General features: G+C 43.8%; 14 protein-coding genes. 9 read left to right on the top strand and 5 right to left on the bottom strand.

The features are described from left to right. Nucleotides 1–72 precede the first annotated feature (72 nt). From B0O44_RS09555 to B0O44_RS09540, 4 genes are all read left to right on the top strand, one after another. Nucleotides 73–1050, top strand: coding sequence for a Dyp-type peroxidase (locus tag B0O44_RS09555; protein ID WP_211321355.1), 978 nt, complete (start codon nucleotides 73–75; stop codon nucleotides 1048–1050). Nucleotides 1051–1111: 61 nt separating this feature from the next. Then, complete coding sequence (locus B0O44_RS09550) at nucleotides 1112–2311, top strand: macrolide family glycosyltransferase (RefSeq protein WP_110829651.1); 1200 nt, start codon at nucleotides 1112–1114, stop codon at nucleotides 2309–2311. A gap of 111 nt (nucleotides 2312–2422) precedes the next feature. Further along, nucleotides 2423–3220 (top strand): SDR family oxidoreductase, encoded by a 798-nt coding sequence (locus B0O44_RS09545; protein ID WP_110829649.1) that lies wholly within the window; start codon nucleotides 2423–2425, stop codon nucleotides 3218–3220. 26 nt (nucleotides 3221–3246) lie between these two features. Next, nucleotides 3247–4161, top strand: coding sequence for a helix-turn-helix domain-containing protein (locus B0O44_RS09540; protein WP_110829647.1), 915 nt, complete (start codon nucleotides 3247–3249; stop codon nucleotides 4159–4161). Nucleotides 4162–4242: 81 nt separating this feature from the next. Here the strand turns inward: B0O44_RS09540 and B0O44_RS09535 are convergent, their stop codons facing one another. The 5 genes from B0O44_RS09535 to B0O44_RS09510 all read right to left on the bottom strand — a co-directional run bounded on the left by B0O44_RS09535 (nucleotide 4243) and on the right by B0O44_RS09510 (nucleotide 14808). Further along, a complete protein-coding gene (locus B0O44_RS09535; RefSeq protein WP_110829645.1) occupies nucleotides 4243–5097 on the bottom strand; it encodes an endo alpha-1,4 polygalactosaminidase in 855 nt (284 codons plus the stop codon). Nucleotides 5098–5199: 102 nt separating this feature from the next. Next, nucleotides 5200–6555, bottom strand: coding sequence for a RagB/SusD family nutrient uptake outer membrane protein (locus B0O44_RS09530; protein ID WP_110829643.1), 1356 nt, complete (start codon nucleotides 6553–6555; stop codon nucleotides 5200–5202). 38 nt (nucleotides 6556–6593) lie between these two features. Beyond that, the gene (locus B0O44_RS09525) at nucleotides 6594–9668 is read right to left on the bottom strand and encodes a SusC/RagA family TonB-linked outer membrane protein (protein ID WP_110829641.1); all 3075 of its coding nucleotides are present in this window, start codon (nucleotides 9666–9668) and stop codon (nucleotides 6594–6596) included. Between the two features lie 664 nt (nucleotides 9669–10332). Continuing rightward, on the bottom strand, nucleotides 10333–11757 hold the full coding sequence (locus B0O44_RS09515) for a RagB/SusD family nutrient uptake outer membrane protein (protein ID WP_110829638.1): 1425 nt from the start codon (nucleotides 11755–11757) through the stop codon (nucleotides 10333–10335). A gap of 27 nt (nucleotides 11758–11784) precedes the next feature. After that, entirely contained in the window at nucleotides 11785–14808 is a 3024-nt protein-coding gene (locus B0O44_RS09510; protein ID WP_211321354.1) for a SusC/RagA family TonB-linked outer membrane protein, read from the bottom strand. A gap of 303 nt (nucleotides 14809–15111) precedes the next feature. Here B0O44_RS09510 and B0O44_RS09505 point away from each other — a divergent pair, with 303 nt between their 5' ends. The 5 genes from B0O44_RS09505 (at nucleotide 15112) to B0O44_RS09485 (ending at nucleotide 23134) form a co-directional block, all read left to right on the top strand. Further along, complete coding sequence (locus B0O44_RS09505) at nucleotides 15112–15669, top strand: RNA polymerase sigma-70 factor (RefSeq protein ID WP_110829634.1); 558 nt, start codon at nucleotides 15112–15114, stop codon at nucleotides 15667–15669. Between the two features lie 91 nt (nucleotides 15670–15760). Beyond that, nucleotides 15761–16789 carry a FecR family protein gene (locus B0O44_RS09500; protein ID WP_110829633.1) on the top strand — a complete coding sequence of 343 codons (1029 nt, stop codon included), beginning with the start codon at nucleotides 15761–15763 and terminating at the stop codon, nucleotides 16787–16789. Nucleotides 16790–16885: 96 nt separating this feature from the next. Beyond that, complete coding sequence (locus B0O44_RS09495; protein ID WP_110829631.1) at nucleotides 16886–20338, top strand: SusC/RagA family TonB-linked outer membrane protein; 3453 nt, start codon at nucleotides 16886–16888, stop codon at nucleotides 20336–20338. An 11-nt stretch (nucleotides 20339–20349) separates the two neighbouring features. Then, nucleotides 20350–21822, top strand: a complete 1473-nt coding sequence (locus tag B0O44_RS09490; protein WP_110829630.1) for a SusD/RagB family nutrient-binding outer membrane lipoprotein — start codon at nucleotides 20350–20352, stop codon at nucleotides 21820–21822. Between the two features lie 25 nt (nucleotides 21823–21847). Beyond that, nucleotides 21848–23134 carry a purple acid phosphatase family protein gene (locus B0O44_RS09485; protein ID WP_110829628.1) on the top strand — a complete coding sequence of 429 codons (1287 nt, stop codon included), beginning with the start codon at nucleotides 21848–21850 and terminating at the stop codon, nucleotides 23132–23134. The last annotated feature ends 1 nt before the right edge of the window (nucleotide 23135 follow it).

Raw genomic sequence — 23135 nt, 5'->3', positions numbered from 1 at the left:
TTGCACGTAATTGATAAAAGCGCCGAAGGTACACATTTAAAAACAATATCCCTTTAAGCAATATACATCACCATGATGAAAAGACCCATTGTACAGGAACCACAGAACATCACCGACTATCCGAATAACAACACCATATTCGCTGTCTGGAAATTTAAACAAAATGCAGCAGTAAAAAATGCTTTCCAGGAGCTTTGCGGTCTGGTTGCAAACCTTAATCATTCCTTTACCATCCGGGTCCCGGACGGACGAAGCAGTTGCGTCATGGGCATTGGATATGATGCCTGGATACAACTTTCGCTCCCCAAACCACTCCCCAGAGAACTGAAAAACTTTGAAGCCATCAGCGGCTCAAAACATGTAGCTGTAGCCACACCCGGTGACCTGCATTTTCATTTGCGGGGCACAGATATGTCTGTATGTTTTGACATGATGAGTGCCATCACCCAGGTCCTGTCTCCTGTCGCCGATTGTCTGGAAGAGGTGCATGGCTTCCGGTACTGGGACGGACGGTCTATTCTGGGTTTTGTAGATGGAACGGAAAATCCAATCGGAGACCAGCGGCAATTTTTTGCAACTGTGGGTGAGGAAGATCCGGCATACAAAGGTGGAAGTTATCTTTTTGTACAAAAATATCTGCACAATATGCAGGACTGGACAAAACTACCTGTTGAAGCGCAGGAAAAAGTAATTGGAAGGTATAAAATGAGTGATATTGAAATGCCTGATGAGGTTAAACCCGATAACTCACACAGTGCCCTGGCGGCCTTGGAAGATGAATATGGAAACGAACTAAAAATTGTAAGGGACAACATGCCTTTTGGGAGTCCGGCAAAAAATGAGGTCGGCACTTATTTTATTGCTTACGCCAATACCTTCAGTACCACCCGAAAAATGCTGGAAAGAATGTTTATAGGGGTGCCAGAAGGAAATTACGACCGGATACTGGATTTCAGCACTGCACAAACCGGAAGCTTGTTTTTTGCACCTTCCTTAAATGTATTGAAAGCATATTCCGCAGAAGACACTGCCCAAGGTAACAACAGCTGATCTGAAAAAATGATTTAAAGTAAAACCACAGTTGCCGCGTCTTCCTTAAAAACGAGAATCAATGTCAACAGTATTATTTTTAGGTATGCCTTCTCACGGGCATGTAAACCCGACTTTGGGTTTAGTGAGTGAACTGGTTAAACAGGGTGAAAAAGTTATTTATTTTGCGTCAGAACCCTTCAAGGAAAAAATAGAAGCTGCAGGAGCAATTTTTAAAGCTTACAATCGCAATCTGGATATTTTTACACCAGGCGCTGGACAGACATCCGGCAAACCTGGCGGCCTTTTCACGGCCATGTACAAAGTGATCAGTGATGCCCCTGTTATTATTGCCGACATCCTGAATCAGACCAGGGATATAAAATTCGATTACCTGATCCACTCGGCAGCCTTTATTTTTACCCAACCTATGGTCCAGATCCTGGGTATATCTGCGGTTTCATCACTTGCGGTGTACGCCGGTCTCCGCGATTTTTCCGGCAGGGACTTCAGTAAATTTCCGGGGGCCGGGGAATTATTGGAAAACTATAGTCATATTGCGGCATCGCTTGAACAAAGCTATTCGATTAACATGCCGGCACGACTCATGGAATTGCTCATGAACAAAGCCACACTGAACCTGGTTTACACTTCTGAATATTTTGTACCTGACCGGGAATTCTTCGATGATACGTATAAATTCGTTGGTCCACCTGTCTTTGAGCGCAAAGAAAATCTGGATTTTCCTTTTGAAAAACTTCATGGAAAAAAGGTTATGTACATTTCGTTGGGAACGGTTTTTGGCAATTTTGATACACATTTATATCATTTATTTTTCGAGGCTTTTAAAAACTGGCCTGGAATAGTGGTCATGGCCGCTCATCAGGTGGACTTGTCCCCAGCCCTTTTTCCTGAGAATTTTATCGTAATGGATTATGTTCCTCAATCGACCCTATTAAAACACACAGATATCGCCATTACCCATGCAGGTATGAACAGCATCAGCGATCTGATCAGTGCCGAAGTACCTTTTATTTGTCTACCGCTTGGGGCCGACCAGCCTCTTTTGGCTAAAAGGGCTGCGGAACTTGGGGCAACGCTATCGCTGGATGTGGCAGATTTAAGTGCTCAAAAACTGATCGGGGCTACAGAGAGAGTGCTCAATGACCCTTCCTATAAAACCAACACAAAAAAAATTGCAGATTCATTTCGCCAGGCGGGTGGATACCCCAAAGCAGTAGAGGAGATCTTCTTATTTAAAGAGAAAAACCAAATTGGTTAATTTCTTTGTCCCGTCATTTTGGCTACAATAATCTTCACTATGGCAACATGGACCATTCTGTTTTCTGACAACTTTGTATTGTAAATAGGTATACAAACAAATATTAAACAGATGAAAACAATATTAATAACAGGAGCCTCTACAGGCCTGGGAAAAGAAACCGCAAAACTCTTTGCTGCAAAAGGCTGGAGGGTAATCGCAACGATGCGCAAGCCCGAAAATGAAAAAGAACTGAACCTGATCGAAAACATTACCCTGCTTCCCCTTGATGTGACCAATCCGGAACAAATTATCGCAACTGCTCAAAAAGCCATTGCTATGGAAAATATTGATGTGGTGTTTAACAATGCGGGTTACGGCTTAATGGGACCCCTGGAATCGATCAGTGATGAACAGCTGGTCCGCCAGTTAAACACCAATCTTTTAGGGGTCATCAGGGTTACGCAAGCATTTATCCCTTATTTCAGGAAAAAACAAAGCGGCCTCTTTATCACCACCTCTTCCATAGGCGGTCTGATCACCTTTCCTTTCAGTTCAGTATACCATGCCACAAAATGGGCATTGGAGGGTTGGAGCGAAAGTATGGCCTTTGAGTTGAAAAAAATTGGCGTGGGCATCAAAACGGTATCCCCGGGGGGCATTCAAACAGATTTTCTAAGCCGTTCCGCAGACATGTCCACACACCCTGCTTATGAAAAGTGGATGGATAAAATGTTTTCCAGTCTGAATGAAGATCATTTCACACCAGCCCTTCAAATTGCCCAGGTTGTTTACCAGGCCGCAACGGATGGAGAAGACAAATTAAGATATGTTGCAGGTGAAGATGCAAAAGCACTGTATGCACAACGCTTGCAACTCGGTGATGAAACTTTCAGGACTCAGATGGCACAAACATTTTTAGAAGACTAAAAAATTTTAAAACTTATCTTTATCAGGTGAAAAAGGAAACGCCTATTCCGCATCAGTTCAATTCTATATCCGACTTACACCGGGTGCTGGGCTTGCATAAACCTTTGCACCCGCTGGTTAGTCTGGTGGACAATACAGAAATAAGCGTTAAAAAAGAACAGCTGCCCAACTCCTTCCTGCTTAATTTTTATAAGATTTCTTATAAAATAGGTATTAGCGGAAAAATAAGGTATGGACAAAACTATTATGACTTTGATGAAGGTGGTATGGCCTTTACCTCCCCAAACCAGTTGCTGGCCATTACAGACGATGCCGAATACCAGGGCCTGACCTTACTCATTCATCCCGATTTGATCCGGAATTATCCGTTAGGGAAAAACATCAAAAACTATGGGTTCTTTTCTTACGATACCCATGAGGCACTGCATTTGTCTGAAAAGGAAAAATCAATCATACTTACCATTTTGAAAAATATTGGTGAGGAACTTCAGTCCGGTATAGATGAATACAGTCAGGATGTGATCATTTCGCAAATCGAATTGCTGCTCAATTACAGCAATCGTTTTTACAAACGTCAGTTTATAACCCGCAAAGCCGTAAATAACGATTTGCTGGCAAAAGCAGAAGCTTTACTTGATGGTTACTTCAATGACAAAACTGCATTGATAAAGGGTTTGCCCACTGTGCAGTATCTTGGAGAACAACTGAATGTTTCCGCACGCTATTTAAGTGACATGCTGCGTTCTCTAATTGCCCAGAATGCACAACAATACATTCATCAAAAACTAATCGAAAAAGCCAAAGAGATTTTATCCACCAGCAACTTATCGGTAGCAGAAGTGGCCTATCAACTGGGTTTTGAACATCCCCAATCCTTTAACAAGCTCTTTAAAAGAAAAACAAATACTTCTCCCCTGGAATTCCGGCAATCTTTTAATTAAGAGCAGCATACAAAAACAGGGCAGCTTTCTGGTTAAAGCTGCCCTGTTTTATCACCTACTCAAACCATAGGAAAACTTTATTTACTGACACCTGTACACCCATTTATCCAGGCCCTTTTTTTTAAGAATAGCCGTATACTTTAAAAGCCCGGCCTGAGGACATACCACGTCTGAAAAGTTTTTTTCCGATGTTTTGTTGGTATATTCTACTGCAAAAACGGGTTTATTTTTATCTATATATGGTTTCAAATCCTTTTGCCAGCCTTGGTCAAATGCATCTTCAGTTAAAGCCCAGTCAAATTTTTCACTGTATACTGTAGAAAGTTCCGGTACATTTTTCTGTCCGATTCCCAAACCATTTTCATGAGCCAGTTTAATCAGATAATCGCAATACTTTTTAGCGTCATTTAAACCTATGTCAAAACCGGTTTTACTATTGTGGCCATCAAGATTATCCGGCTCTATCGCATCAAAACCTTTTTTTATAATCATATTCAAGCGGGAATTGAGCCAGGGTTTTAGTTTTTCCAGTTGTTTAATATCCAGCCAACGTTCTTTTGGCCATTCCGGATATACTTGACCTATAACTTCCTGGGGCAGTAAAGAAACATCCGGCCTGTCGTTTTCTATGGTCCCTACAGAAAGGTAGGCAATTACCTTTTTCCCCTGGGCATGCAATGCCGCAACCTGTTCAATGGTTGTTGTAAATGCATCTACATCCACGACATCAGCGGTAAAAGTATCCCCGTTTTTCAAGTCATCCAACTGCCAGTCAAAGGACACACCAACTTTGGGCTGCCACCAGGATATTTTGTCAGATGCAGGCGGTCTGGGATCCAGTTCATTACTACTTTTTATGTTTTCAGACCCTGTGTTTTCTTTTTGACAGGCTATAAAAGAGAGCACCAGAACCGATGCTAGAATTGTAGTTTTCATAAGTGATTGCAACTATTTTAAAACTGATGATTTGTTTATTTAAGGACATTGGTTTTAGCCAAAAGTCTCATAAGAAAACTTAAAAATCACTCGTCTTCAGCATCATTTCCAGTTTTGTTCTGCCAGTGGTCTTGGCATGGCGTCAAAAATCGTTTGTCCTGGCTGATCAACAGGCAATTGACCCAGACGTCCGTAACGGCGCATATCGATCCAGCGGTGCCCTTCATAAAACAAGGAGTATCTTCTCTGCTTCAAAAGCTCGTCGATTAAAGCAGTCTTGGTCAGGGAACCCGAATAAACAGGGAGTTTTCCTGCCTGCGTTCTGATGATGTTAAGGGCTTGCACGGCCTGATCAAATTGCCCGGATTGTATCATGCATTCGGCATAAATAAGAATCAGTTCTTCATTCCGGATAATAGAAACAGGGCTGGTATTTGTCGGATAGAGATTGACATCGTTGGCCCCGGAAATCCCCACCAGGTTAATCGGTGAGCTGCGCAGGGCTATTTTTCCAAGCCTTGCATCTCCTGCTTCGGCCTGCTCAGCAAAAGAATTGTTGGCCACAACCGACACTGCATTTCCCAGGGGCTGATAAAGCGGATTCAGCGCATCTGGCGGAATGCTCCAGTTAAAAACCGGTCCGGTAGAGAGTGCTCCATCCAGGCTAAAAAAAGAATCTTTTAAATTATTCAGTGCAGCTGGCCAGTCTTGCTGGTAAATTGCCACCCTTGCCGCAACGGCACGGTTAAATTTAAGGAAGGACAAAGGGGTATCAAATCCCGAAAATCCAGAAGGTGCATTAAAAATAAAGGTATTTCCCGCCTGCTTTAACTGACTGCTGCCCAGGTCCAATAAGCCTTTTATGGCCTTAAGACCTTCCTCATAAGAAACAAAGGGCCCTGGTTGCAGGTAATTGGCAAGGTCTGTCCTTATTCCGTTTTTTCCCTGCATGTTTAGAATGTGCAGCATTTCAAAGGCCATGATTGTATTTGAAAAACCTTCAATCCCTGCTTTTTCCTGACTGCTGACCGAGCCAGTATTTAAAGCAGCCTGTTGCAAAATAGCAGCTGTTTGCCTGGCACTGCTAAAAGCAAAATAATAGCCATTGTAAAAGGCGCCAGGATCGAGTACGCCGTTCAGACCTGCAAGCTCGTTTACCCAACGGGTTTCCGACTGGTTGATGACATAAACCTCGCGGCCTAAAGTTCCGGCAACCTTACAATAAGACTCATAACTGCTGGTCCCGTTGCCAGGACTGGTGTTGTAACCCGTACGCATGGCCGAAAAGGTACCAATGGCCAGCTGGACCAACTGGCTTCGCGTCGCATTTTTTAATACGGTAGACAGTTCGGCCCCATTGGGATTGCTGATTTGTGGATTGTCGAATATTTTTTTACAGGAAAAAATGACAGTCAGTAGCATGACTGAGGAAGCCATTATGATAAGTTTCTTGTTCATAAATCTTTTTTTTGAAGGTGAAATAATTTGATAGCGGATCAGAAATCAAGGCCCAGGTGGAACAGCAGCCTTTTGGTATAGGGCGCACTTACAATATCATAGTTACTGCCAACAGAGGTTTGTCCAAATGCAGATACTTCTGGATCCAGTCCGGTATATTTGCTTATCGTGAGGAGGTTGTTTCCAGATATACCCAATTTAACACCCTTTACATGATCCCCAAAAAGTTTTTTTAAGCTGTATTTATCTATAGTATAGCTAAGACCTATTTCTCTGAGTTTTAAATAACTGGCTGGTTCAATAAAATACCCGGCATTCAAACCAATTTGTCTGGCAAGACCAGTAGGAATGGCATTTCCAGGAATTTGTTTTCCGGAAGCATCAAAATGAGTGGGCACCATCCAGTCGGGGCTCTGGCCACCCTGATCCTGTTGAAACCTGGTAAAATTGCTCACATAGCTTTTGTAGCTCCAGTGGAGTAAAAAGGAAAGTTCAAAATGCTTAAGAAAATCAATTTTGTTGTAACTGGTCAGCTGGAACTTAGGTTGTGCGTCCCCATATCGGGTTAATGTTCCATCCGGTTTTAAAGGTGTACCTACAAACTCTGTCGGTGACTGTCCCACCCTAAGTTCATTAAAACCATAGAGCGCGCCCAGGTTTGGACCAGCCGCTGAAGGTGGGATAACCAACCGGGTGATCAGGCTCCTGTTGTACCAGTAGTTCAATTGGGTATGCCATTTGAAATTGGCCTTATTGACCGGGGTGGCACCAAGCGATACTTCAAGACCTTTATTTTGCAAATCACCAATAGGGTATCCGGTGATACTGGAATAACCCACAGAAGGTGCTAATGTAAAGGGCTGTAATAGGTTCTTTACTTTTTTTGTATAAAGCGTGAGTTCAAGGGTAATTAAATTATTAAAAAAACCAAAATCTGCACCATATTCAATTTCACTGGCAATTTCGTATTTGACCTTATTGTTTCCAATGGTAACCGGAGCGGTAATCCCCAAAGTATTCAGGTATACGGTAGGGTTCAGTGGGCTGAAATTACTTCCAAAAGCCGCCGGTCCACCCGTTTGTCCATAGGCGGCACGAAGTTTAAACTGATTAATGGCAGGAATATTCCAGAAGTCGAAATTTGTCAGGTTTGCCGCCAGGGAAGCTTTTGGAAATGGATAAAAAGTATTATAGGCGGTATTGGTTGTATTCTTATCAATCCTTAAAGCCGCCGTAGCAATGATGCGGTCCCTCCAGTTCACTTCATGCTGTAAAAATGCACCGGTATTGATGAGCTCCTGAAAATAACTGTAATTTGAACGCACAGCAGCATTTACCGGATTGATCTGTCCGCTTTGCAGGCCTTCACCCTGCACGGCCTGAATGTTCAGGTTCTGATTAAAGCGGACCAAACCAGCGGAGGTGGTGTGTCTAAAACTTGCCCCATCCAGGGTATTGACCAATGCCAGTTGAAAATTACTGTTCACATTCCGGTTATTGGTAAACCTGGATGCTCCTGGATAACCGCTAATGGCATTCAGTTGTGATTGCGCATCATCCGGTGCATAAAGTTTGGCCTCAGTCATTAAATAATCTATTCCGCCCTGAAAACTTGCTTTTAACTGGTGATGATCTTTTCTGATCAGTGTATAAGAAGTGGAGAAAGATTCAATAAAACGATTGGTGGTTTCCCTATTGATAAAAGCATCCAACACATGGAAAGGGTTTTCGGCATAGTAAGGATTGACCGGATAACTACCATCTTCCAGACGATGGATCTGCGCATAGGAAGGCAAAGAGGTTAAATTCGTGCCGATATTTACCCCGTTATTGTCATTGTTTTCCCAGCCCCTGTTGGTTATATTGTTCATATAAGCCGAATTGAACTGAAGGTCCCAGCGATCGTTTATGCGGTGGCTGATATTTGCCCGCAGGCTTGCCCGTTTAAAACCCGTATTTTTTGTAATCCCGTTCTCGTTGTTGTACCCCCCCGAAACATAAAATTTAGTATTTTCCGATCCTCCGCTAAGTCCCAGCTGACTATAAGTGCCCAGGGCCGTATGGCCATAAATTTCCTTTGGATAATTGTAAATCCGGCCAGATGCCTTAGCCTGCCTGTAGGCTGCAATTTCTGCACTTTGCTGGTTGGGATCTGAATAAAACGCTTTTATTTTTTCTTCGTCCCAACTGCCATAAGGAAGTAATTTGGTCGCAGAGATCGCTGCGACATCCTGGCTGAACGTAATTTTTGTAGGACCATTGAACCCTTTTTTTGTGGTGATAATTACCACTCCAGCGTTTGCAAGGGTACCATAAATTGCGCCTGCGCTTGGTCCCTTTAACACTTCTACCGACTCAATATCATTGGCATTGATGTCTGCCAGGCGATTGGCCAGATTATCCTGTCCTTTGGAAATACTATTGGCCCCGGTAAATGCACTTGTACCTCTTCCGGCATCAAAACTTGCATTGTTCAGGATCACCCCGTCCATAATAAAAAGCGGCTGTGAGCTACCGGTAATGGAAGAAATTCCCCGCAACTGTACAGAAACCCCTCCGCCCGGCGCACCACTCATTTGTGTAATTGTTGCACCAACTATTTTACCGCTAATTGCCCCGTCCAATGTTGAGGGAGCCGTTGTGCCCGTTAAACGGACCGCAGGCAGTGCAACAATTGCATTGCCCGCATTACTCCTTTTAACATTTGTAGCAAGTCCGGAGGTAATCACGATTTCAGTTAACTCCTGGCCTGCAGGTTCAAGAACCACATCCAGCCGGCCGGAAGAAGATCCGGTTTTAACTTCCTGGCTTTTAAAACCTATATAACTAAAAATAAGCGTACCACCTTTTTCCCGTAACTGAATGGTATAGGTACCAGTTGAATCAGATCTTGTTCCGGTATTTGTGCCGGCAAGATGAACGCTTACACCTGGCAGGATTTCTCCTTTGGTGGAGGTGATTTTTCCGCTAAATACAGTCTGTGCAAACAGGGTGACCGAACTGAATAGCAACAATAGCAATGTTAGTATAAGTTTACACTCATGTTCAGCCTTTATTTTAATGGCCGCATACAGCAGTATCTGTTTTATATCTTTTATTAGAAGTATTTTCATAATTATGGATTCATTTTCTGATGAAATATTTTTTGCAATAGCTCGCCAGACGATATCTTTATCGCCGGGGTAAAAACCCAACTGAACCGTACGATGATGGCATAACTATCCCCTCCGGCAAACAGCAGGCTTTATTTGTTCGTGTATTTTGTCTGAAGTCTAGTGGTCAGCAAGCCAAATACTGCAGAGCACCTCCGGGTCGTAAGAAGTTTTCAAAGAAAATGAAAAACAACCTGCGCCCTGGCTTTGCAGATTTTTTTTGGAATGACGTTTTTGTTGAGAATTAAATTGTACGGGAATTCTGTTAACTGATGCAGAGGTTTGAGGAAACGGGGTATTGAAATGTTTTTTAAGCATGGCCTTTTAAATTGTACCGGATAAACAGGCCGCTTGAATTTAAGGGACGCTATTTAAGAGGTGGGTCTAATAATTTGATGAATTGACTGGGACCACTGTCCATAAGGATTCGTTTTTAATTTTTATAATCTGTTATTTCTTAAATGCGTCGCAAAGGTAAATCCATGTCATGAAAAAGATCATTAGAGATTCAATAGAAATTCCTTAGAATTTCATTAGAAAAGATAAAAGCATCTTCTATAAATAAAAACGGCCTGTCATTTAATTTGACAGGCCGTTTTTTTACCACAACAGGTAAATTACAATACTACCATCCTTTGTTATTTGGACGGATATTCGGATTGGCCATCACCTCAGACTGGGGAATGGGAATATAATAATGCAATGCATCAGGCGCTAAAGCAAGAAAACTGCTTTCAGCGTCTTCAGCAGAACGTTCCAAGGGAAGGTTTTGGCGTTTCAAATCGAAATACCGCTGCCCTTCATAAGGGAGTTCTTTAAAGCGTTCGGCAGATAATGCAGCCTGAAGCTGGTTTTTATCGTTAAAGTGCTGATCTGAATAACCTTGAATCCTTGCTGTTCTGAGGGTGTTAAGATCCTTTTCTGCCATTTGCTGATCGCCATTATACAAAGCGGCCTCTGCCCGGACGAGGTACATTTCTCCTGTTCTGAACAATTTCAAATCCCTTAAATTCAATGTTCCTTTCTCTCCCTGATACTTACTGATAAACTGAGCAAGCTCTCCTTTATCGGGCAGGGAAGAATCCGTTTTAAACCAGCTGGTGTACCTCACATCTGCAACAGGGTCATACAAAGCCATTAACTTAACAGATGGTACGAACAACATCCTATCGGCACTAATGTTATAAAAAAGATCTCCCGGTTTTATTTTGCTCAGGCCCGTTCTTTTAAGTTTAAAGATCACCTCAGCGTTATTCTGATCGGTCCATATCGCTTCAAAACCCGACCTGCCTGCTAAAGGCACTTGCTTTATAACTTTGCCGGCATACAAAACGGCCTCATTATATTTTTGAGTATACAAAGCAGCCCTTGCCCGCAACGCCCATAAAGCATTCAAGCCCAAGCGCACATTGCTGTCGTTGTTTAGCAATGGTTCTGCATTGTCCAGGTCTTTATAGAATAAATCAAAAAAAGCAGCTGATAAAGGACGTGAAGGCTGACTTGAAATACTGGATTCCAGCATATAAGGCACTGCATAAGCTTCCGCACGGTAGACACCGGAGTAGGCATAAACCTGGTACAATTCAAAATGCAGACAGGCCCTTATGGCCAGCAGTTCTCCCTTGATGGCTTTGAGTTGCCCAGCTTCTTTTTCATTTTTCACAGGCACTGCCGGTAAACCTTTTAACAAACGGTTTACCCGGTCTATAACGGTATAATCGTTTTTCCAGGGTGCAAGTATTTCTTCATCAACAGAGGAAAATGTCCAGCGAAACAGGTTTTGTCCAGCTGAACTCACGCCTGAATTCTGCGGGCCTATCCTACATTCGTCGGCCATCAGAGTCCCGATCCTCAAGGCATATTCCGGATACCAGCCTTCATACACACCAGTAACGCCCATTTCCAGCTTAGCGACCGAAGAAAAAACATCGGCCTGATCGAGTTGGTCCGAGGGTTTTATGTCCAACATTTTTTTACAGGAAGACATGGAGCATATGCCCAGAAACAAAAGCAAAGGCAGTGTCTTTTTTAAGATATGATTTAGTTTCATCTGTTCGTTTTTATAGTGATTTATCAATTAAAAAGTTAAGCTCAGTCCTGCAGTAATGGTCCGTGGCAATGGATATTCATACTGGTACCAGTTGTTGTCGTCTTCAGGATCAAAGGCTTTGAACCTGGTCCAGGTAATTAGGTTTTGCCCCTGTAGAAACACCTGCATTGTCGTGGATTTGCCCATTTTTTTAAATCCTGGAACCCTGTAAGCCAAGCGGACATTACGAAGTTTAATGTAATCTGCATTTTGTAATTCGCGGTCTGTCATATAGCGTGGGTAAGCTGCTCCCGGGTTCATACTGATGTCACCAGGTTTTTGCCACATATCCAGCATCTCTACCGACTGATTGTATTGCCTATAGTTCGGATCAGCAGAGGTCCTGAACAGTTCGGCTGTATTCAAACGGTACATTCCTTTGATAAAGGTGAACATGGTATTCAGCTCAAATCTTTTATAGGTCAGACTAATATTAAATCCTCCTTTCAATGGGGGGTCAAAAGAACCTTTTACCGGCACCGCATCGTCGGGATTAAAAGTAGAGGTGATGTTTCCTGAAGCGTCCAGGTACTGCGGTGCCCCGGTCTGGGCATTTACCCCCGCCCATCTGACCATATAGAACTGGCCTAAAGGCATACCGACCCTGTTAATGGAATAATCATCGGTCACGACCTGATCTGGCCCTCCCAGATCCATTATCCTGTTTTTATTATAAGCCAGGTTAAGTCCCAGGCTTAGTTTAAAATCATTCTGCTGTACCACGTCCCCTTCCAGAAACATCTCTATGCCCCTGTTCCTGATTTTTCCGGCATTTGCGGCCATACTTTCGAAACCGGAAGTATAAGACAAGCGTTTCTGAATAAAAAGATTAGAGGTCATCCGGTTGTATACATCAATACTTCCCCGGATCCGGTCCTTTAAAAATCCAAATTCCAGTCCTGCATTACCCATATCGTTTAGTTCCCAGTTGTAAGCCGGGTTTCCTGGAAATACAGGGATCAGCCCCTGTTTCCCCCCATAGCCCGCTGCCCCGTAAAGAGACCGGTATCCAAAGTCACTGGCAAAACCTGAAGCATTCCCGGTACGCCCATAACTTGCACGTAAACGGAGACTACTGAACACACTCCCTTCTTTCATGAAATCTTCCCCGGAAATGTTCCAGCTACCACCCAAAGCATAAAACATTCTGTAACGGTTGCTTTCCGGCACCCTGGATGACCCATCCCGGCGTAAACTTGCGGTGAAAGTGTATTTATGATCAAAAGAATAACGGAACAAACCGATCTGGGAAAGTAAAATGCTTTGAGATTTTTGACCGTTGAGCAAAGGAATAAAAGCATTTTCATTTGTTCCCGGACTGATGCCGGCAGGTGTACCTATAATTCCAGGAATCAAGCCATAGCCAGTAAAACCAGAGCTGCTCAATGTATTTTTATTCACTTCGGTAAGCAGATTCCCTTCAATTTCATGCTTGCCCCAGGACCTGGTATACAACAGGCCTGCAGTGGCAATCATCCCCAGTTTATTGACATAACCGTTCTGATAACTCCCCGCTGCTCCCCGGTCTACCAGGCTTCCCAAATAGGAATCCGGACGGATATAGCCGGTGTTGTGCATCTGCTGGAAGTCCAGCCCCGCATTTCCCATTAATTTTAAACCTGGGGCCAACAGATAAGAAATATTGGCGGAGAGTACACTTTTCAATTGGTTTTGCTGCCGGCTGATGTCCTGATACATAGAAAGTGCATTGGCCCCATATTTATTGGTACCGGTAGCCAGTGTCCCGTCGGGGTTAAAAAGGTTTTCATAAGGTAAAGAGAAATACAATGCAGCTACAGGATTGGTTTCGGATACATTAAAATCACCTTCAGTTATTTTAGAGCGGACATACCCTAATCCTATATTCAGGCCCAGTTTCAGTTTTCCACTCCGGTGTTCGACATTGGACCTTAAACTGAAACGGTCCAGACCTGAGTTGCGCAATACCCCGTTCTGTTGAAAATAAGCTCCAGAAAGATAATAAGTAGTTTGATCAGTCCCGCCCGAAACATCCAGATGGTGTGACTGGGTGAATGCGGTTCTGAGCAGATATTTTTTCAAATGATTGTTAACACCTCTCAAACTATCCAGAAAGTGGTCCCCAAAATTATAATCCGCTTCTGTTTTCAGGCTGCCATCAGGGTTAACATTGTTTTTCCTTGAATATTGCCAGCCGGGAAAAGCGGGATCTTTAAGCATTTCCTCAAACTGTAATCGCTGCTCGCTGTTCATCATGTTCCATTTGGAATTGTTGACCTGAGAAAAACCAAACTGGTTTTGATAGTGCACCATTAGTTTTCCATCAGCCGTTTTGTGTCCTTTTTTCGTGGTAATTACAATTACCCCATTCGCTGCCCTTGAACCATATTGTGCCGTTGAGGCCGCATCTTTTAGTACAGTATAAGATTCAAAATCCTCAGGATTAAAAGCTGCAAAGGAAGCCGGCTCAACCGGTACGCCGTCAATGAGGTAAAGTGGATTGGTATTTCCACCCTGCAAAGAGCCAATGCCGCGTATGGTCACCCGGCCCGGCGTACCTGGCAAACCAGATGCAGAGGCTACGTACACCCCCGGTACGCGCCCCTGCAAGGCCTGGTCTAAAGAAGCAACCGGTGCAGCGCCCACATCGGCCCCCTTAATTTTTGAAATGGACCCCGTTAATTTTTCCCTGCTCTGACTGGTATAACCTGCAATAACAACTCCCTGGAGAAACTGTGCAGATGGGCTCAATAGAATATCCTGTGGCCCGTTTCCGGACTTTAATGTAATAAGCGTATCCTTATATCCAATGAAAGAATATTTTAACTGAAAATAGCCAGGCGGAACATTTAATTTATAGTGCCCGGTCCCGTCAGAAGTTGTTCCTATATTGCTGTTGAAAACCTTTACGGTAACCCCGGGAAGGAGTTCTGCTGTGACCGCATCCCTGATGCTCCCTTCAATGACTCTGTTTTGTGCAAACGCCTGAGCGCCTAAAAAAAGGCAGATCCATGCGAGTATAATTTGCTTCATAAATTGTATTTAAATGGTTTAAGAAATAAAATACCTGATGAAAGCAAAAGTAGACCATCAGCATTAGAGGCTATCCGGCAACACCTTAAGAGGAGGTTAGAATATCGTTATATCTTTTTAAGGTAGGCTACCCAATTGCTGGGGTTTAGGGCATCTGGTATAATCAACCCAGCCCAAGGCTTTTCAAAAACACGCCCTGAAACTTCAGTCTTTCGAGGTTCAATTTACCTCCGGAATCATTAGCATTTAATATTCAGTTAATATGCCTGTCATTTGGCGGCTCTAATTTTGGCCAAATAGTTTATGGGCGAAAACAATACTGCCGGATCCGAAGGTTATCAAGGAAGGGAATTCGATGAAAAAACATTCGAAGATCTTTACCGGCGTATGTACCCAACACTTAAAAAGTATGCGGTTTATCTGGTCAAGGATACCGAGGAGGCGCAACTCATTTTAAATGACGTATTCATCTCCGTATGGAAAAACAACACCATGCTCTCCAATGAAAAAGCCTATCTTTTCCGTGCCGTCAAAAATGCATCCCTCAATTATCACAAAAGCCCAAAGCCTGGCTTCTGGCATCTAGATGGTGAAGATGAAGCGCCGGAAATTATTGATCTGAAAGAAACCCCGGACCAGGTCTTACAAAATAAAGACCGCAACCGAATGCTTTATGCCCTTATTGATCAGCTTCCAGAACGAAGGCGCCTTATCTTTTACCTGTACAGAATTGAAGGTTTCAGCTATAAAGAAATAGCAAACTTACTGGATATATCCATCAGGACCGTGGAAGATCACCTGGTAAAAGGGTTTCAATTTCTTCAGCAAATGGTCCTGAAAAACGAATCGGAATTCAGATAAAATACAGCTTAACCATTTCTTAATGTAAAGTTAACAGCTTTCGGCCCGTAGTACCTGTGCTGATTTTGTCCTGTAGTTATAAAAACATGGAATGGATCCGCAAACCTGGAAACTCGTACTCGAATATATAGCTGCAAGGGAAAATCCCCGCAGCAGTGACCTGGAAATTAATACGCTAAAACAAGGCCTTAAAGACTGGGCGGGTCATGATCCTGAACGCCAGTATCAGTTGGAGCAGGCCTTATCCATTTGGCAGGATACTGCCCAAATGCCCGACGAGGAATCCTGGAAAGACAGCTTCCATATCCTAAAACAACAGCTCAATCAGGTGCCCGCCAAAAAAGTCAAAATGTTCAAATGGTGGCCGGCTGCAGCTGTAGCAGCAACAGTCACCGGAGCGCTGGTATTCCTTGTTTTTGCGGGTAAAAAAGTCTGGCCCATTTCGCAAGAGCCGGTAGTCTGGGCAACCAGAAGCGCTGATGCGGGTAAAATTGTTAATGTTATCCTCCCGGATGGCTCAGAAATCAGCTTAAATTCCGGTAGCAGCATCAGCTTTCCTCAAAACCTGAAGCATGCCGCCCTAAGAACAGTTAAGCTCAATGGAGAGGCTTTTTTCAAAGTAAAAAAGGATCCTGCCCATCCATTTGTTGTTCAAAGTCAAAACATCCAGACCAGGGTACTGGGAACCAGTTTTAACATTCAGGCATGGAAAAACCACAGGCCCGAAGTGACTGTCCTTACCGGAAAGGTCGCAGTATCTGTAGATTCAGCGGGCAGACAAGTGGCAGTTGTTCATCTTTTACCAAACCAAAAAGCGGTATATGATACAAAATCAGCTCAGTTGCGACGCGAAAATGTAGAAGATGCCAGCACATCAACCGGCTGGAGAACAGGAAAAATGGTTTTTGACAAGACCCCAATGGAAGAGGTTTTTGAAAGCATATCCCGTAAATACGCTGTTAAAATTGTCAGTGACCATTCTTTTGACAATTGTAAACTGACGGCAAAATTCGACAATGTGAGCATGAAAGAAGTAATGAGGACCATTGAACTCACATTTGACATCCATTATACCATAAACAAACAAACCATTTATATAAAAGGAGGTAAATGTAATTAGACACCATCAGAAAATAGCTGCAGCATGTTGGCGCATGCTACAGCTAAGAATTTTTAAATTTTATTTTAACCCATCAAGATTAAAACATACAAAGTTATGAAAAAGTCAGCAGTGACTAGTCAATTAATTTTTAGCGCAATGCGTTTTTTTGCCCTCATTTATTTTATGCTCTCCATCATGCTCCTGGCAGGGCAGGCCTCACCTGTAAAAGCACAGGAACTCAACGTTAAAGTAAGCCTCAATTTTAAACAAGGCAGTTTAACAGATCTTTTCAAAAGTATAGAAAAGAAAACCGGAATGTATTTTGTCTATACCAATAAGGACGGGTTGGAAAACCAACACCTTAATGGTTTAAAGGCAGAAAATGAAAGCCTCGGCAGCTTACTTAACCGGATATTGCCTCCAAGGCAACTTACCTACCTGATCGAGAAAAACCGGATTATCATTAAAAAAGCGACCCGGATTAAAGGTAAGGTGAACGATGAAAAAGGCCTGCCCATACCTGGAGTAACTGTTATAGAAAAGGGCACGGGAAATTCAACCAGTACCAATTTGAATGGAGATTTCAATCTCAATGTCAGTGATCTTTCGACCAGCCTGATTTTCAAAATGATGGGCTATCAGATCAAAGAAGTTGCATTGCAGGGAGAAAGCGTAATCAATGTTAACCTCCAACCCGATGAAACCGCACTTTCGGAAGTCGTGGTCACTGCCCTGGGCATTAAGCGTGCAGAAAAAGCCCTGGGCTATTCGATTGCCACCGTAAAGGGCAGTGATGTAAACACGGTAAAAGAGGTCAATGTGGTGAATGCGCTGGCGGGAAAAGTTGCTGGTGTGAACGTGGTCAGTGCAGGTTCGGATCCGGGATCCAGTGCATTTATCACCATCAGGGGGCAGTCTTCTATTGCAACCGACAATCAGCCCCTGTTTGTGGTGGATGGTGTCCCGGTGGCACATTCCCTTCGGGCAACCTCAGAAGTGGGACGCTCCTCTGTAGACTATGGCAGTCCGATTGCAGACATCAGTCCTGACGATGTAGAAAGCATTACCATATTAAAAGGGGCCAGCGCTGCAGCACTATATGGCAGCAGAGCGGGCAGTGGTGTGGTCCTGATTACCACTAAAAGCGGGACTACAGCTAAAAAAGGCCTTGGAATCAGCTTCAACTCCAACGCGATGTATGACAAAGCCTGGATGTTTCCACATTTCCAGCACGAGTTTGGGGGCGGTGAATATACCGACGATCCCGCATCTTCTACTTCATCTGCCTGGGGGCCCAGACTGGATGTGGGAACCAAACACCTGCAATGGAACAGTCCTTTAGATGCCAGCGGAAAACCTGTACCGACAGATTGGGTATCCTATCCGAACAATCCTCAGAATTTTTATCAGACAGGCGCTACCTATACCAATAATATTGCCATTACAGGAAAAAATGCAGATGGCAATTACAGACTTTCCTTTACGAACCTGAGCAACAAAGGCATTGTGCCCAATACAGACCTGAAAAGGAATACCCTTAACCTGTCGGCAACCTATGTGCTGCACCCAAGGCTAAAGATCAGTACCAATTTGGGCTATGTGAACAACCAAAGTGACAACAGGCCTTCTGCTTACAGGGAAAGCGTTACCCAAATGCTTTACTCCCTTCCGCCGAACATGAACATCAATGACCTGAGAAATTACTGGAAACCCGGACGGGAAAATATAGAACAGTTTTCGGCTGATGACTCTGACAACCCCTACTTTGTTGCTTTTCAGCACACCAACGCTTACAACAGAAACCGGATCACCGGTAACGTACAAGCTGTTTTGGACATTACCAAAGACTTGAGCTTAATGGTCCGTACAGGGTTGGATTTATACAATGAAGAACATGAAACCAAACGTCCTTTTAGTTCCAAGCGTTTTAAGTTTGGAGGTTATGGAATAGACAATTCCTTTTTTAAAGAACAGAATTCCGATTTTTTACTGAGCTATAAAAAAATACTAAACCCCGACTGGTCATTTAACCTCTCTGCTGGTGGAAATCAAATGACACAAACCAACAGAAGTACTGCCCAGCGGACTGAAAGCCTAAGCATTCCTGGTGTATACAACATTGCCAATGCCCAGGCGGGCACCATTATCAACGGACAATACAATTCCCGTAAACGGATCAACAGCTTGTATGGATTGGGGCAGGTTTCTTTCAGGGATATGGTTTTTCTGGATGTAACCGGCAGAAATGACTGGTCCAGTACACTCCCTGCACAGAACAATTCTTATTTTTATCCTTCCGCATCCCTGAGCGGTATCCTGACTGAGGTTTTCAAAATCAAGTCTGATGTATTATCCTTTGCTAAAATCAGGGCAAACTGGGCCCAGGTCGGCAGTGATACCGATCCCTATCAATTGTACAATACCATTCCTTTTAACCAGGACTGGGGAGATGTAAAAAGGGCTACCATTGAATTTAACCTTAAAAATAATTTCCTGAAACCAGAAATTGCCACCTCATACGAATTTGGAGCAGATCTGCGCTTTTTCAAGAACCGTCTTGGGCTGGATGTCACCTGGTATAAAACCAATAAAAGAAACCAGATCATCAACATCCCTACCACAATTACCTCCGGTTCTTCCAACCGCTTAATCAATGCGGGCAACATTCAGAACAGTGGATGGGAAATCGGGTTAAATGGGGTTCCGTTCCAGGGTGCTTTTAAATGGGAAACAAACATCAATTTCACCAAAAATGAAAACAAGGTCATCTCTTTATCTGAAGGGCTGAAAGAATACTCCATGGGCAGTGCCGATGGGGACAACATCCGCTATCTGATCAAAGAAGGAACCAAAATAGGCGATTTTTATACCCCAAGTTATACCAAAGTAAGCAGCGGGCCTTATGCCGGTGCAGCCCTGCTGGACAAAACAGGACATTACATCCGCAACAATACAGAATACATCAAAGTGGGCAATTATAATCCCGATTTTACAGTTGGCTTTAACAATACCTTCAGTTATAAGAACTTTACTTTAAATGTGCTTCTGGATTGGCGAAAAGGCGGTAATTTTTACTCCTATGTTGTCAAAAGTCTCATCAATTCCGGCTTAACAGACAACACCCTGGCCGGCCGGGATGCGCAAACCGGTGGTTTACCATGGGTCGATTCCCAGGGCAGACAAAGAAATGACGGGATGATCATTCCAGGCTACATTGCCAATGCAGATGGCAGCCTGAGCGAAAACAAAATCATCATTGCCGCTTCGGATTTTTACAATAACACGTATAACAAGTATTATGAAAGGTTAACCTATTCTGCCTCCTTTCTTAAAATCAGGGAAGCTTCCCTAACCTATGTATTTGATAAAAAATTCCTGCGAAAACTTCCAATCAGCAATCTTTCTATTTCCCTGATTGGCAGAAACCTGTACACCTGGACGGCGAATGGGCTGGGCTATGATCCGGAAACCACCATGAGCGTAACCGAAGGCTTTAAGTTGGGTGTAGGCCACTGGACTTTACCGGGCACCCGCTCGTTTGGCTGTAAATTAAGTTGTAATTTTTAACCTGAATCAAAATGAAATTCAAATATAAAACCATCCTGCTCCTGCTCATTGCATTGCTGGGCGCCTGTACCAAAGATTTTGAAAAAATCAACACCAATCCCAATGCCCCTGAAACAACCAGCACCGAGTTTTTAATGTCTGATGTATTGATTTCCACAGCTTATGCCTATCAGGAAAATGCAGTGGGCCGAAGACCGGCATCTGCAGCACGCTACCTTACATTGGTCCGCAACACGGGCTATGACCTGCTGGACTGGGGCCCGGTTGACTGGGACGATATTTATGCACGCCTGTCCGTGAATAAAACTTTTATGGAAACTGCACAAAAACGCACAGAAAACCAGTATGTCGCGATCAGCAAAATCCTTAAGGCTTTCAATTTTGGTTATCTGACCGATCTGTATGGTGATGTCCCCTATTCCCAGGCGCTCAAGTCTAAAGAAGCCAATCTGATCTATCCCGAATACGACCAGCAGCAAGCCATTTATCCAGATTTGCTAAAGGAACTCAGGGAGGCCAACGACCTGTTAAAAGGCAATTCACAGGAAATAAATGCCAAAGGAGATGTTATGTTCAAGGGCAAAGCCCTGGCCTGGAGAAAGTTTGCCAATACCTTGCGTTTACGTATGCTCCTGCGCATTTCTAAAAACTACAGCGCTGCCTTTACCGAAATGCAGGAAATTGTAAATGATAAAAGCGCATTCCCCATTTTCGAAAGCAGTGCAGACAATGCAGAAATAGCTTATCTGGGGAACCTGGCTGCTTACAGCTGGCCAGGTGGCCCGCTGGCCATGATTGACTTCGATTATCAGAAAACCAAAGTAAGTAAAGAACTTGTGGACAGGCTGATCGAAAGAAATGACCCCAGGCTCCCGGTCTGGGTGGAGCCGGTTAAAACCACCACCGGATCAACAGTAGATTTCAACAAATATGTAGGTGTGCCCAATGCGATTGATGCTCCATCAGCATACAATGGTGGCGAAGACCATGTCTCTGTTTTTTCTTCTTCTTTTTTCAGAAAAAACGGAGGCACCTCCAATCCACTGCTGAAGGCCAGCCTGGTTACCTATACAGAAATGTGCTTTATCCTGGCAGAAGCCATGCAAAAAGGCAAACTCACCTTTAATGGAGAAACTGCAGAATCCATGTATTACAAAGGAATCAAAGAATCCATGAGCAGCTATGGCGCATCTGCCCCTGCTGCCTACTACGATCAGGCGCTGGTGAAATATGATGGCACCTTAACCCAGTTGATCACCCAGAAATGGCTGGCGATGTTGTTTAAAGGGTCTGAAGGATGGTTCGATCAAAGGCGTACAGGTTATCCTGCTTTTGTGACTGGTCCACTGGCAGCTGGAAGAGGGATCCCCAAACGGTACATTTACCCCGATTCAGAAAGCGCCAAAAACAAAGCCAGCTATCAAAAGGCGGTTTCTGTATTTGGCCCGGACAATCAGTATACCCTGATGTGGTCGCTGAAATAGTTTTTAATCCTTCAAGAAATTCAACATGAAAATATTTATAAAATCAGTTTTGCTCTTTAGCCTTTTTATCCTTGGCACAGGAACTAAAATCCTCGCCCAGGACTTCCCTCCCGGGCATTTTCCCGACCGGGTCATTTTAACCTGGGCCGGTGACCCATCCACCAGTCAAACTGTCAACTGGCGTACCGACACCACAATTGCCGCCTCTAAAGCACAGGTTAAAGCAGAGGATTCCAATCCGGCCCTGGAACAATCCGTTCAGACCTACGAGGCAAATTCTACGCTTTTAAGAGGCGGAACTCAATACATGACCGCAAAGTATCACCATGTGACCTTTAACAATTTGAAGCCCGCAACTTTATATGCCTACCGCGTAGGCTCGGGAGAGCACTGGAGCGAATGGTTTCAGTTCAGGACCGCAGCGGTACAAAACGAGCCTTTTTCTTTTATTTATCTTGGTGATGCACAGAATGACATCCGTTCCAAGTGGTCGCGTGTGATCCGTAAGGCCTTTTCTCATCAGCCCGATGCAAGGTTCATCATTCATGCAGGCGATCTGATCAACCGTTCCAACAACGATAAGGAATGGGGTGAATGGCACTATGGCGGTGGCTTCATCAATGGAATGATCCCAAGCCTCCCCTCTCCCGGCAACCACGAATACGTACGCGATGACCAGCGAAAACTGGTCCTTGACCCGCATTGGGGCGTACAGTACACTTTTGCCGGCAATGGTCCAAAAGGGCTGGAAAAATCCGTTTACTATACAGATTATCAGGATGTACGGATCATTTCCCTGGATTCACAAATGATTACCCTTGATCAGGCTGCAGCAAAAGCCCAGTACCAGTGGCTGGATTCTGTTTTAAAAGAAAATAAAAAGTTGTGGACAGTCATCACTTTCCATCATCCTATTTTCTCTACGGCAAAAAGCAGGGACAATAAGGAATTCAGGGAACGTTTTAAACCCTTATTTGACAAGTACCATATTGACCTGGTTTTACAAGGCCACGACCACACCTACAGCCGCGGACAAAACCTTCCAAGAGGGCTTTCGGGAAGAGAAACAGGTGGTCCGGTCTACCTGGTCTCTGTTGCGGGACCAAAAATGTACCAGGTAGATGGTACCAAATGGATGGACATATCACTGGAAAACACCCAATTGTTCCAGGTGATCCATATCGATGGAGGGAAGCTTAAATTTGAAGCCTATAAAACTTCCGGTGAGCTGTTTGATGCTTTTTCTTTAATAAAAGCAGACAGGGAACATGCAGCAGAATTTACAGATATGAAACCAGCTAACAAGCCCTGAT

Source organism: Pedobacter nutrimenti (assembly GCF_003208655.1).
GTDB classification, from domain to species: Bacteria; Bacteroidota; Bacteroidia; order Sphingobacteriales; family Sphingobacteriaceae; genus Pedobacter; species Pedobacter nutrimenti.
The sequence above is the reverse complement of the archived record's forward strand: the minus strand, read 5'-3'. Positions and strand labels throughout refer to the sequence as shown.